The organism is Variovorax sp. EL159, from assembly GCF_900100965.1.
Lineage (GTDB): Bacteria > Pseudomonadota > Gammaproteobacteria > Burkholderiales > Burkholderiaceae_C > Variovorax.
Genome location: NZ_FMUJ01000002.1, coordinates 1,180,486 through 1,193,184, shown reverse-complemented (window position 1 = coordinate 1,193,184; position 12,699 = coordinate 1,180,486). Strand labels below are relative to the sequence as shown.

Annotated in this window: 12 protein-coding genes; 5 read left to right on the top strand and 7 right to left on the bottom strand. The window is 67.6% G+C overall.

Annotated elements, in window-relative coordinates:
* Positions 1-7 precede the first annotated feature (7 nt).
* Entirely contained in the window at positions 8-1,387 is a 1,380-nt protein-coding gene (locus BLQ28_RS11745; protein ID WP_093239221.1) for a TolC family protein, read from the bottom strand.
* Between the two features lie 96 nt (positions 1,388-1,483).
* A complete protein-coding gene (locus tag BLQ28_RS11740; RefSeq protein ID WP_093239219.1) occupies positions 1,484-1,858 on the bottom strand; it encodes a hypothetical protein in 375 nt (124 codons plus the stop codon).
* Positions 1,859-2,019: 161 nt separating this feature from the next.
* On the opposite strand from BLQ28_RS11740, the gene BLQ28_RS11735 reads away from it, so the two are divergent.
* Together BLQ28_RS11735 and BLQ28_RS11730 are read left to right on the top strand one after the other, a co-directional pair.
* Positions 2,020-2,697: a heavy metal response regulator transcription factor gene (locus BLQ28_RS11735; protein ID WP_093239218.1), complete on the top strand. Its 678-nt coding sequence runs from the start codon at positions 2,020-2,022 to the stop codon at positions 2,695-2,697.
* Positions 2,694-4,019, top strand: a complete 1,326-nt coding sequence (locus BLQ28_RS11730; RefSeq protein ID WP_093239216.1) for a heavy metal sensor histidine kinase — start codon at positions 2,694-2,696, stop codon at positions 4,017-4,019. Before BLQ28_RS11735 ends, BLQ28_RS11730 begins: the two co-directional genes overlap by 4 nt.
* Positions 4,020-4,052: 33 nt before the next feature.
* On the opposite strand, the gene BLQ28_RS11725 is transcribed toward BLQ28_RS11730, so the two are convergent.
* Both BLQ28_RS11725 and BLQ28_RS11720 read right to left on the bottom strand, forming a co-directional pair.
* The gene (locus BLQ28_RS11725; protein WP_093239215.1) at positions 4,053-5,318 is read right to left on the bottom strand and encodes a cation:proton antiporter; all 1,266 of its coding nucleotides are present in this window, start codon (positions 5,316-5,318) and stop codon (positions 4,053-4,055) included.
* Between the two features lie 38 nt (positions 5,319-5,356).
* A complete protein-coding gene (locus BLQ28_RS11720; RefSeq protein ID WP_093239214.1) occupies positions 5,357-5,695 on the bottom strand; it encodes a winged helix-turn-helix transcriptional regulator in 339 nt (112 codons plus the stop codon).
* A gap of 122 nt (positions 5,696-5,817) precedes the next feature.
* Between BLQ28_RS11720 and BLQ28_RS11715 the strand changes: the two genes are divergently transcribed.
* Positions 5,818-6,405, top strand: a complete 588-nt coding sequence (locus BLQ28_RS11715; protein WP_256327252.1) for a carboxymuconolactone decarboxylase family protein — start codon at positions 5,818-5,820, stop codon at positions 6,403-6,405.
* A 249-nt stretch (positions 6,406-6,654) separates the two neighbouring features.
* Positions 6,655-8,034, top strand: coding sequence for a cysteine--tRNA ligase (gene cysS / locus BLQ28_RS11710; RefSeq protein WP_093239212.1), 1,380 nt, complete (start codon positions 6,655-6,657; stop codon positions 8,032-8,034).
* Between the two features lie 21 nt (positions 8,035-8,055).
* Here cysS and BLQ28_RS11705 read toward each other — a convergent pair whose 3' ends face one another.
* Complete coding sequence (locus BLQ28_RS11705) at positions 8,056-10,395, bottom strand: heavy metal translocating P-type ATPase (RefSeq protein WP_093239211.1); 2,340 nt, start codon at positions 10,393-10,395, stop codon at positions 8,056-8,058.
* Positions 10,396-10,465: 70 nt separating this feature from the next.
* Here BLQ28_RS11705 and cadR point away from each other — a divergent pair, with 70 nt between their 5' ends.
* Positions 10,466-10,939 (top strand): Cd(II)/Pb(II)-responsive transcriptional regulator, encoded by a 474-nt coding sequence (gene cadR / locus BLQ28_RS11700; RefSeq protein ID WP_093239209.1) that lies wholly within the window; start codon positions 10,466-10,468, stop codon positions 10,937-10,939.
* 30 nt (positions 10,940-10,969) lie between these two features.
* On the opposite strand, the gene cysE is transcribed toward cadR, so the two are convergent.
* Together cysE and BLQ28_RS11690 are read right to left on the bottom strand one after the other, a co-directional pair.
* Positions 10,970-11,761, bottom strand: a complete 792-nt coding sequence (gene cysE / locus BLQ28_RS11695; protein WP_256327268.1) for a serine O-acetyltransferase — start codon at positions 11,759-11,761, stop codon at positions 10,970-10,972.
* A gap of 57 nt (positions 11,762-11,818) precedes the next feature.
* Entirely contained in the window at positions 11,819-12,559 is a 741-nt protein-coding gene (locus BLQ28_RS11690) for an RNA methyltransferase (RefSeq protein ID WP_093239206.1), read from the bottom strand.
* Positions 12,560-12,699: the final 140 nt, after the last annotated feature.

Below are 12,699 nucleotides of genomic sequence, written 5' to 3'. Positions count from 1 at the left end.
TTGTCGGTCAGCGCGCGGGTGGCGTCGCGTTCGGTGTTTCGTCGCCTTCGGTGCCCAGCAGCCGGTCGAGATCGCCGGACGCGCGGTAGGCATCGGCCAGCGCGACCAGGTACTGCGTGCGCACCTGGAACAGCGTGCGTTGCGCATCCAGCGCTTCGAGAAAGCTGAACTTGCCCAGCTCGAAGCCCTTGGTGGCGGCCTTGAAGGCGGTCTCGGCACCGGGCAGCGCGTCGCGCTGCAGGGTCTCGGCGGTGGCGCGCGCCGAGCGCAGGCGCTCGATGGCCTGCGCCACGTCGGCACCCAGTTGCAGCTCGGCGGCGGCGAGGTCGTCGCGTGCCTTTTCCTCGCGGCTCAGGGCTTCGGCCAGGTTGCCCCGGTTGGTGTCGAAGATCGGCAACGGAATCGACACGCCCACCACCACCTGGTTGCGACGGCTGCTGCTGGCGTTGGCGCCTTCGGTTTCGGTGGGTGCCGGCACCCGCTTGACGCCCAGCGACACCGTGACGTCAGGCACGCGCTTGGCGCGCTCCAGGCTCGACAGCGCCTCGCGCCGCTCGATCTCGAGCCGCGCCTGCCGCAACACGGGCGCCGCGAAGAAGCGGCCTTCCACGTCCTTCGACGTCGCGACCACCGGCAACTGATCGACGGTGCCATCGGCCAGCGTGAAGCGCGGGTTCGGGTTGCCCCACAGCGCAGCCAATTGCTGGCGCGCCGAGCGCAGCGTGCCCTCGGCCTGCAGCAGCTCGACACGCGTGCCGGACTCGGCCACGCGCGCCCTGGTTTCTTCCAGCGGCGAGACCTTGCCGGCCGCCACGCGGTTGGTGGCGGCGCGGGTGGCGGTTTGTGCAAGGCCCAGGGAATCCTGCGCCAGCCGCAGGCGCTCCTGGGCGGTGAGCACGTCGAAGAAGGCCGTGACGGTCAAGGCGCGCAACTCGGAGCGCCGCGCGACCAGCGCCGACGCGGCCTGGTCGCGCGCGCGTTCCGCCGCCGTCACGCGGGCCGCGCGCTTGCCGCCCAGCTCGATGGGCTGGCCCAGCTGCACGGTGGTGGTCCGGTTGTCGCGGCGCAGGTCTTCCACCTGTGCGCTCAACACCGGGTTGGGCCAGGCGCCGGCCTGAACGATGGCGCCTTCGGTGGCTTCCTGCTCGCGCACGGCGGCGGACAGGCTGGGGTTGGACTGCAGCACCATCGAAACGGCGCTGTGCAGGGTCAGCGGGCCCGCGGGCTCCAGCGTCCTGGCGGCTGGCCGGGACGATGGCTGGGAAGACTGGGTGCCGGCAACAGTCGAGGTCTGTGGCTGCAGTGACTGTGACGACTGTGGCGACTGTGAATAGGCCGGGGGTACCGCCAAGGCCAAGACGGCCAGCGGCACGAAGAGCGTGCGCATCGAATTCTCCTGGGTTGCGAAACAACGGACGGACGAATTCGGCGAGAGCTCAGCTGATGAAAAAGACGATCAGTGGGGTTGTGTTCTCTCGCCGAATCAGACGGCAAGAGACCAGTCGGGACGGACCGGAACGTCGGAGATGTGCGAGACGAAGGCCTCGGCGGTCAAGGCACGCGGAAGCTGCGAGAGCCCCGGCAGCGCGGGCAGTTCGCCCGCGGTCAGGTCGGTGTGCTGGGCGTGGCCGAAATGGCTGACCGTGCAATGGCCGGCCGCCGCGCCCGGCTGGGTGCCGGTGTCTTTCTTGGCACCGTCGCCAGTGTGCGTGCGATCGGTGCCGCCCCGCTCGTCTTCGTGGTGGCCCCAGTGCTGGGGCTGCGTGTCGCGCTCATGCTGGCAGTACGCCGCCGACGCCGCCCAGCTGAGCTGGAACGGGAGCAGGAACAGCAGGAAGATCAGAAGCCAGCGGCGCATGGAGTCAAAAAGTATATCGATGGCCTGTGACGCGGCCCTGGGCAAAGGCCCTGCAATGTGCGGGCCTGGCGCAATGTATGACACGCACCCGAGGCCTTGTCCGTCAATAGGATTACTAAATCGTAACCTCCGTATCAAGAGGGGTTCGGTACCATCCGGCGATGCGCATTCTTGTCATTGAAGACGAGCCCAAGCTGGGCGATTACCTGAAAAAGGGGCTCGAAGAGAACGGGTACGTGGTCGACATCGCCCGTGACGGCATCGAGGGGAGATACCTTGCCACCGAAGGCGACTACGCACTCGTTCTGCTCGACGTGATGCTGCCGGGCATCGACGGCTTTGCCGTCCTGCAGGCCATACGGCGCACCAAGAACGTGCCGGTCCTGGTGCTCACCGCGCGCGACAAGGTCGAAGACCGCGTGCAGGGGCTCCAGCAAGGCGCCGACGACTACCTCGTCAAGCCCTTCTCCTTTTCCGAATTGCTGGCGCGCGTGCAGGCCCTGCTCCGGCGCGGCAAGCCGCAGGAGTCGACCGTGCTGCGGCTGGCCGACCTCGAACTCGACCTTGCCAGCCGCAAGTGCTTTCGCAACCGCGTGCGCCTGGACCTCACGGCCAAGGAGTTCACGCTGCTGGTGGTGCTGCTGCGCCGGCGCGGCCAGATCCTGTCGCGCACCACGCTGGCCGAGCAGGTCTGGGACATGAACTTCGATAGCGACACCAACGTGGTCGAAGTGGCGATCCGCCGCCTTCGCAGCAAGCTCGACGACCCGTTCGAGGTGAAGCTGCTGCACACGGTGCGCGGCATGGGCTACGTGCTGGAAGACCGCTCCTGGGCATGAGCCCCCGGCCGCACTCGATACAAAGCCGGCTCTCGCTCTGGTTTGCCGCACAGACCCTGTTCGGGCTGAGCGTGATCTGTCTTGCGATCTACCTCGTCACCGCGTGGAACTTCGCCCAGAAGCAGCAGGACGAACTCGACCATAAGGCGGTGCTGGTGCTGCATCTCCTCGAAGAGGCAGAGAAAGGCGGCGACCTCGTCTTTCTGCGGCACAAGCTGAACGACTTCTTCTCGATGCAGGACGACGTGTCGCTGTCGATCTCGCATGCGGGCAGCGAGCTTTTTCAGTCGACACCCGCACCGGGCGGCCGCTGGATGCGGCGCGAGCTGGAAGTGCCCTGGCACCAGGGCGGCAACACGACGCAGCTGTCGGTGCAGATCGGCGTGAACATGGCGCAAGAGGCGCGCCTGCTCGAACGCCTGGCGTGGACGCTGCTGGGCGCCGTCGTGCTGGGCACGGCGCTGGTGTCGCTCACCGGCACGTGGCTGGTGCGGCGTGGCTTGCGCCCGTTGAAGGCGCTGGCCGAACGCACCGCGGCGATGGCCCCCGACAAGGCCAACCGGCCCATCGACGCGATGGCCTTCGCCGAAGAGCTGCGGCCCTGGATCACGCAGTTCAATGCCCTGCTGCTGCGCGTGCAGCGGGCCTACGTGCAGCTCGAATCCTTCAATGCCGACGTGGCGCACGAACTGCGCACGCCGCTGGCCAACCTGATCGGCTCCACCGAACTCGCGCTCACGCGCCCGCGCAGCAACGAAGAGCTGCAGACCGTGTTGGCGTCGAACCTCGAAGAAGTCGGCCGGCTCTCGGGCATCGTCACCGACATGCTGTTTCTTTCGCAGGCCGACCGTGGCGTGCCGATGCGCACACGGGCCGCCGCGAGCCTGGCCGTGCAGGCTGGCAACGTGATCGACTTCTACGACGCCATGCTCGAAGAAGCCGGCCTGCGTGCCGAAGTGAGTGGCGACGCGATGGCCGATGTGGATGCCGCGCTGATACGGCGCGCGCTCTCCAACCTGCTGGGCAATGCGATCCGCTTCGCGACGCCGGCTTCGACCCTTCGCATCGAGATCGCGCAGGACGGCGACGAGTTCACCATCGCCGTCATCAACCACGGCGAACCGATCGACCCCGCCGCGTTGCCGCGCCTGTTCGAGCGCTTCTACCGTGCTGCCCAGGCCCGGGACAGCTCGACCCGGCACCACGGCCTGGGGCTGTCGATCGTCGAGGCCATTGCGCGCATGCATGGCGGACGCGTGTTCGCGGCCAGCCAAGGCGGCAAGACGCGCATCGGGTTCACGGTGTTGCGGCGCGCCGGCTGACGGGGCTGCGCGGCCCGTCAGTCGCCGCGCCGTTCAGGGCTTGGCGGGAGTGCGGTGGGCATCGCCCGCATCGGCCATTGGTGCTTTGCGCCCGATGAACAGGTTGATGAGCGGCCCCGTCATCGCGGTAGTCACCAGCGCCATCACCAGCAGCATCGTGAACAGCTCGGGGCCGATCAGGCCGGCGTCGAGGCCGATCTTCATCACGATCAGTTCCATCAGGCCGCGCGCGTTCATCAGCGAGCCCGTGGCCAGGCTGTCGCGCCAGCCGTAGCCCGCCATGCGGGCGCCGACCGCGCCGCCGGCGATCTTGCCGACCGTGGCAACGCCCACGATCAGCAGCATCGCCCCCATGCTCGCGCCCGAGAAGGCATTGGAGGTGGTGCCCAGCCCCGCCAGCGCAAAGAACAACGGCATCAGCACGACAATGGAAATCGGCTCGATGCGCTCGGTCAGCGACTTCAGCAGCCGGTCGTCGCGCGGCAGGCAGGCGCCGAACAGGAAGGCACCGAACACCGCGTGCAGGTGCAGCCATTCGGTGACCAGCGCGCACAGCAGCAGGCCGATCATCAGCGACGCCATCACCGTGGTCGAAGGCTCGCCATCGGGCGCCTTCACGCGCAGCAGCCAGGCAAAGGCCGGCTTGAGCCCGAAGAACAGCGCGCACAGCACCACCGCCATGCCCACCGTGGTCTTGAGCAGGCCGGCATAACCCTCGCCCGCCCCGACCAGCGCCACCACGAAGGCCAGCAGGATCCAGGCGAACACATCGACCACCGCCGCCGCGCCGAGCGACAGCTGGCCGAATGGCGTGCGCGTCATGCCGCGGTCCTTGAGGATGCGCGCCATCACCGGAAAGGCCGTGATCGACAGCGCGGCCGCCATGAAGAGTGCGAACGGCCAGAAGCCGACGCCCTTGGGCGCGAGCGCCGGATACAACGCCGGCGATATCGCGATGCCCAGTGCCAGCGGCACCACGACGCTCAGCACGCCCACGTAGCCCGCGGAGCGCAACTGCTCGCGCATGGTTTTCGTGGAACGCAACTCCAGCCCGACCACGAACATGAACAGCACCAGCCCCAGTGTCGAGAGCGAAGACAGCCCCTGCAGCGATTCCTTCGAGAACAGCTGCGCGTGCAGCGAGGGAAAGAGCGCCCCCATGACCACCGGCCCGAGCATCAGGCCCGCCGCCATTTCGCCCACCACCGATGGCTGCCCCACGTGGCGCAGGACCCAGCCGCAAACACGCGCGGTCGTGAGGATGACGATCAGTTGAAGCAGCAGGGACGTGGCGGACATGGACCGGATCGCGTGAACAGAAAAGTGTGGCGGCGATGTTAGTCCGGGCCGCCCTCCTCCAGCCATCGCTTCGCCCATTGGTTGAGCGGCGTCAGGCGCTTGACCAGCTCGGCGCCCGATTCGGTGAGCTGATAGCCCGCGTCCGCGAGCACGACCACGCCCGTCGCGCGCAGTTCCTTGAGCCGGTCGTTCAGCACCGACGGCGACATGTCGTCGGTACTCACGCGCAGCGCCCTGAAGCTTTGCGGCAGGCCGTCGCGCAACTCCCAGAGGATGCGCAGCGTGCCCTTGCGGCCCAGTTGCTCCAGCAGCCGCATGATGGGTCGCCGCGACACGACGGGCGTGGCCTGCTGGGCGGTGGTTTCTTCGTCTTCCATGACGCTCTTTCGGTGAAGGTTCGGCAGCATGCCTTGCGCTACGCATTTCGTAGCGATAGACTGCGCCAGATCGCTACGCAATCCGTAGCGATTTCCGTCGCATTCTATGAAAGGAACCGCCCGTGATCCACCCCGCCTCCGAAAGCCTGGACCCGAACCCCGCGCCGAGAATCCCGCCGCTCGCGCCGCCCTACCCCGAACCCATCGGCGAGCTGCTGACGCGCATGACGCCGCGACAGGCGCCCGAGATCCTGGCGTTGTTCCGCGTGATGGCCGTGAACCCCGCTCTGACCGAACACACGATGGGCCTGGGCCGCTACCTGCTGGGCCGCAAGGCGGCCATCAGCCTGCGCGAACGCGAGATCGTGATCGTGCGGGTCTGCGCCCGTTGCGGCGCCGAATACGAATGGGGCGTGCACTGGACCGGCTTTGCCGACGCTGCCGGCTTCAACGAAACCGACCGGCGCGTGATGGCCTCGGCCGATGGCGACCTCTCGCTGCTGGCGCCGCGCGACCGCCTGCTGGTGTCGATGGTCGATCAACTGCACGACACGAGCGATGTCGACGATGCGCTGTGGGAGGCCCTGAACGCGCATTGGAGCCACGCGCAGCTGGTCGAGCTGATGATGCTCGCCGGGTGGTATCACTCGGTCAGCTATGTGTGCAACGCGGCGCGCGTGCCGCTCGAAAAATGGGCGGCGCGCTGGTGATTGCAGCGCCTCGCAAGGCGCCCACGTTTGACCGATCTCGGGGCCGACGCTAGCATCGATCCCATGGTCGCCCGCTCTCCTTCCCTCTCCCTGCTTGCCAGCGCATGCTGTCACGGTCGGCCTGGGGGAGCCTGCGGCTAGCGCCTGCATCACGCCCGCATCCCCGATGGCCACCCGTTGAAAGACCGGTGGCTTTTTCTTTGCCTCGACGCTTCAACCCGCACGACAACCCACAAGAAAGAAGTCCGCATGCCTCTGGCCCTGTACGACACCTGGTCGCGCTCCGTGCGCCCCTTCGCTCCCTTGCAACCCGAGCACGTGGGCCTGTACTGCTGCGGACCGACGGTGTACGACTACGCGCACATCGGCAACCTTCGAACCTACGTGTTCGAGGACGTACTGCGCCGCGTGCTGATGCTCAACGGCTACCAGGTGCGGCATGTGGTCAACATCACCGACGTCGGGCACCTCGTCTCGGATGCCGACGAAGGCGAAGACAAGATGGAGAAAGGCAGCCGCCGCACCGGGCAATCCGCCTGGGCCATCGCCGCGCACTACACGGAGGCCTTTCAGTCCGACTGGCGGGCCTTGAACCTGCTGGAGCCCACGGCGTGGCCGCGCGCCACCGACCACATCCCCGAGCAGCTGGAATTCATCGCCGAACTGCAGCGCAACGGCTACACCTACCAGACGTCTGATGGTGTGTACTTCGACACGACCCGGCAGGACGACTACGGCCACCTGGCCCGCCTCGAACGCGCAGGCCTGCGCGCCGGAAAAAGGGTGGCGATGGGCGAGAAGCGCGACGCCTGCGACTTCGCGCTCTGGAAGTTCAGCCCGGCCGACTCCCAACGACAGATGGAATGGGACAGCCCCTGGGGCCGGGGCTTTCCCGGCTGGCACATCGAATGCTCGGCCATGTCGGCCAAGTACCTGGGCCCGTGGTTCGACATCCATTGCGGTGGCGAAGACCATGTTGGCGTGCATCACAGCAACGAGATCGCGCAGACGCAGGCACGCCACGGCACGCGGCTCGCGAACTTCTGGATGCACGGCCACTTCCTCACGCTGGACGACAAGAAGATGACCAAGGCGGATGGCGATTTCGTGCGGCTGCAGACGCTGATCGACCAAGGCATCGACCCGCTGGCCTACCGGTACCTGTGCCTTACCGCGCACTACCGGAGCACGCTGCGCTTCACCGAAGAAGCGATCGGCGGGGCGCAGTCGGCGCTGGACCGGCTGCGCAAGGCCTATGCAAGTTGGCCCGTGGGCGGGACGGCACACGAGGATTTCGTGAGCCGCTTCAACGCAGAGGTGAACCAGGATCTCAATGTGCCGCGCGCATTGGCGCTGTTGTGGGAGCTGGTCCGAAGCGATGTGCCTGCGGCGACCCGACGGGCCACCGTCGATCATTTCGACACGGTGCTGGGGTTGCGGCTGGACGATTGGCAGGCGCCGGTACAGCAGGTACCAGCGGACATCGCCGCCCTGCTCGCGTCACGTCAGGAGGCGCGAGCCGCCGGGGACTGGGCAGAAGCCGATCGGCTTCGGAATGCTCTGCGCGACCAAGGCTGGCAAGTCGAGGACAGTGCGGACGGACAGCGGTGGAGCCGGTGCGAGAAGTAGCTTCGGCTCGCACCGGGCTGCTCACTTCTCGGTGCGCATCAGCCGCAACCCGTTCGCCACCACCAGCAGGCTCGCACCCATGTCCGCGAACACCGCCATCCACATGGTCGCGCTGCCGAACACCGCAAGCACGAAGAACACGCCCTTGATGCCGAGCGCCAGCGTGATGTTCTGCCACAGCACCGCATGCGCACGGCGCGACAGGCGGATGGTCTCGGGAATGCGGCGCAGGTCGTCGTTCATGATGACCACGTCGGCCGCTTCCATCGCGGTATCGGTGCCCGCGCCCCCCATCGCGAAGCCGATGTCGGCCTGCGCGAGCGCGGGGGCGTCGTTGATGCCATCGCCGGTCATCGCGGCGGCGCCGTAGCGCTGCTGCATGGCCCTGATGGCGTCGAGCTTTTCTTCGGGCAAGAGGTTGCCGCGCACATCGTCGATGCCGGCGTGGGCGCCGATGGTCTTGGCGGTCGCGGTGTTGTCGCCGGTGAGCATCACGGGCGCAACGCCCAGCGCGCGCAGCTCGGCGATGGCCGCCTGCGACGATTCCTTGATGGTGTCGGCCACGGCGAACAGCGCAAGCACAGCCTGCCCCGAAGCCAGCAGCGTGACGGTGCGGCCTGCTTCTTCATGGCGCTGGAGTTCGGCTTCGAGCGCCGGCGTGCACAGGCCCCGCTCTTCGATCAGCCGGTGGTTGCCCAGCACATAGGTCTGCCCCGCCAGCGCGGCCTGCACGCCGCGGCCGGGCAATGCGGTGAAGTCGGCCACTTCGTCCTGCTGGCCCTTCAGGCCCTCGACGATGGCCTTCGACACGGGGTGGTCGGAGCGGCCCGCGATGCTGGCGGCAATCGCGTACACGGCAGCCTGGTTGCCCGAGGTGTCGATCAGCACCGACTCGACCAGCTTGGGCTTGCCTTCGGTGATGGTGCCCGTCTTGTCGAGTGCGATGGCCTTGAGCTTGCGCGCCTCTTCGAGGTAAGTGCCGCCCTTGATGAGGATGCCGCGCCGCGCGGCGGCAGCGAGTGCACTCACCACGGTGACGGGCGTGGAGATCACCAGCGCGCACGGGCACGCGATGACCAGCAGCACCAGCGCCTTGTAGATGGACTGCATCCACGTCCAGTCGAGGAACAGCGGCGTGAGCACGGCCACGGCCAATGCCAGCACGAAGACCGTGGGCGTGTAGATGGCGGCGAACTTGTCGACGAAGCGCTGCGTCGGCGCGCGCGAGCCCTGGGCTTCTTCGACGGCGTGGATGATGCGCGCCAGCGTGGTGTTGGAGGCCACCGCCGTCACACGGAATTCGAGCGCTGCGGTCTGGTTGATGGTGCCCGCGAACACCGGGTCGCCGATGGTCTTGTCGACCGGAATGCTTTCGCCGGTGACCGGTGCCTGGTCGATGGCGCTGGTGCCGGCGGTGACGACGCCGTCGAGCGGCACGCGCTCGCCGGGGCGGATGCGCGCGACGGCGCCCAGCTCCACCGCGTTGGCCATCACGGTCTGCCAGCTGCCGTCGGCCTGCTTCACCTCGGCCTGTTCGGGCGCGAGCGCCAGCAGGCTCTGGATGGCGTTGCGTGCGCGGTCCACCGCGCGGGCCTCGATCAGCTCGGCGATCGCATAGAGCGCCATCACCATCGCGGCTTCGGGCCACTGGCCGATGATGAAAGCGCCCGTGACGGCCACGGCCATGAGCGCATTGATGTTCAGGCGTCCGCGCACGAGTGCGGCGAAGCCCTTCTTGTAGGTGTCGAGGCCGGCAAGGCCGATGGCGCCCAGCGCGAGGATCACCTCGGCCGCCTTGAAGCCAAGGCCGTCGAGCGCCAGGAACGAGATCGACTCGGCCGCGACAGCCAGCACCAGCGCGGCGATCAGGCGCACGAGGCCGGTGCTCATGCCCGCGATTTGCGCGGGCGCGGCGGCGGCCTGCGAACCGGAGGCGGGGCCGCCCGCCGCGTTCAGCGGCTCGGGCTTGAAGCCGGCCTTGCGGATAGCGGCGAGCGCCTCGGGCAGCACGCCTTCGTCGGTCGTGATGGCCATCGTGCGTTCGCCGAGGCGAAAGCGCAGCGCCTTGACGCCTGCGATGGGCTCCAGCGCGCGGCGGATTTCGGACTCTTCCACGGCGCAGTCCATGGTGGGAATGCGAAACAGCAAGGCGCCCTTGGGCACATCGGCCGGCTCGGGAGGCGCCAGCGGGATCGCGCCGTGGCTGGCGCCGCCGCAGCAGGCATCCTCGCCATGCGCGTGCGCTTCGGCCTTGGCGGGCGGATGCGCGTGGGCGTGGTCGTGGCTGTGGTCGTCGCCATGCGGATGGGGGTGCGAATGCGTGTGCGGCACGGGCCGGGTCAGAGCGTTCTGGTTCGTCATGGAATCGATTGGAAACCCTGAAGCAGGTGTAGAGTCAAACGCTGATTTCCACTTTCTTATTTGCCGCATCATGAAAATCGGTGAACTGGCCAAAGTCGCGAACACGCCTGTCGAAACCATCCGGTACTACGAGCGCGAGCAACTGCTGCCCGAGCCCGCGCGCACCGACGGCAACTACCGCATCTACGACGACGAGCATGCCCAGCGCCTGGGCTTCATCCGGCGCTGCCGCTCGCTGGACATGACGCTGGACGAAATCCGCAGCCTGCTGAAATTCCGCGATGCGCCGCAGGACGACTGCGGCGAGGTCAACCAGTTGCTGGACGACCATATCGGTCACGTGGCCGCGCGCATTGCCGAATTGAAGACGCTGGAGAAACAGCTCAAGGCGCTGCGCCTGCAGTGCGGCGGGCCCGAGTCGGCGCACAACTGCGGCATTCTTCAGGAGCTGGACACGGCCGCGCTCGCGCCCGAGACCTTCGGCCAGCACGCCGGACATGTGCACGGCTCATTGCACAGCTCGGCCGCGAAGCGTTCCGCCTAGCGCTCTGCCCGGCAGGCGTTGCGCAGCGGGCTACTTGCCCACCAGTTGGGTGAGCTTGTCCGCCTCGAACGACTCGTCGCGTGCCGCATCGCCCGGCACGCAGTCCCTGGTGCCCGGATGCGCCGACAGCTTCTCGATGGCCTGCCAGAGCAGCGCGATCTGGTGTTCCTGGCTCGATGCGTTGTCGATGAGCCCGCGCATGGCCTGGCTCAACGGGTCGTCGTCCTGCGTGATGCCGTAGGCGGAGAACTTCTGCGGCGAGGCCACGTCGGCGCTCTCGCCCGTCTTCGACGGAATGATGCGCGCCGGAATGCCCACCGCGGTCGCCCCAGCCGGCACCGGCTTGATGACCACCGCGTTGCTGCCGATCTTGGCGCCGTCGCCCACCACGAACCCGCCCAGCACCTTGGCGCCCGCGCTCACCACCACGTTCTTTCCCAGCGTCGGGTGCCGCTTTTCGCCCTTGTAGAGCGAGGTGCCGCCCAGCGTCACGCCCTGGTAGATGGTGCAGCCGTCGCCGATCTCGGCGGTCTCGCCGACCACCACGCCCATGGCGTGGTCGAAGAACACCTGCTGGCCGATCTTGGCCGCGGGGTGGATCTCGATGCCGGTCATCCAGCGCGCCCAGTGCGCGATGAAGCGGGCCGGCCACTTGAAACCGTGTGTCCAACAGGCATGCGCCCAGCGATGCAGCACCACGGCATGGAAGCCGGGGTAGACCGTGATCACTTCCCAGGCGCTGCGGGCGGCCGGGTCGCGTTCGAGGATGCACCGGATGTCGGCGCGCAGTCGAGAGAACATCGCTGCCTTTGTTGTCGTTATATCGATAGGGGGCGGGCAGTCTAAAGCCCCGTGTCATCGCGTACGCGCGATGGGGTTTTACGAATCGCCGGGCGCGCGGGGTGTCCGCGTTGCGTCGGTCATGGCCTTGGCAATGCCGCGCAGGATGTGGATTTCTTCCGGCGTAGGCTGGGCACGGTTGAAAAGCTGTTGCAGCCGGGGCATCAGCTTCTTGGGCGCGGCCGGGTCGAGAAAGCCGATGTCCACCAGCGAGCGCTCCCAGTGGTCGAGCATGCCGGCCACCGACTGCGCATCGGCCGCCTGCACCGGCGCCGTGGCGTCGCGCACCTCGTAGCCGCCGAGTGCCAGCCGCCATTCGTAGGCCACCACCTGGATGGCCGCGCCAAGGTTGAGCGAGCCGAATTTCGGGTCGGTCGGGATGCTCAGCGCCACGTTGCAGCGGTAGACGTCTTCATTCCGCATGCCGAAACGCTCGGAGCCGAACAGGAAGGCGACGTGCTGGTCGCCCTGCCTGGCCAGGGGTTCCAGGTGCTCCCGGGGCGTGCAGGTGGGCGGGCCGAAGTCGCGCGGGATCATGGCGGTGGCACAAAGATGGGTCACGCCGTCGAGCGCTTCGTCGAGCGTTTCGACGATGCGGGCGTTGGTCAGCACGTCGAGGGCACCGCTCGCGCGCTGGATGGTTTCCTCGCGCCGCAGCACGTTGGCCCAGCGGGGCGCCACGAGCACGAGGTCGTCGAAACCCATGGTTTTCATGGCGCGGGCGGCCGCGCCCACATTGCCGGCGTGGCTGGTCTGGATCAGGATGAAACGGGTGCGCATGACAGGGTGGGGAGACACAAACGGGCAGAGCCGGTAAAATGCCCGATTCTCGCCGCCCGCATCGCCGGGCCGCAGGGTCGCCAGGATTGCACAGATCGAATTCTCGGAGACCCCTTCCACCGTTCTTCTCACAATCCAGA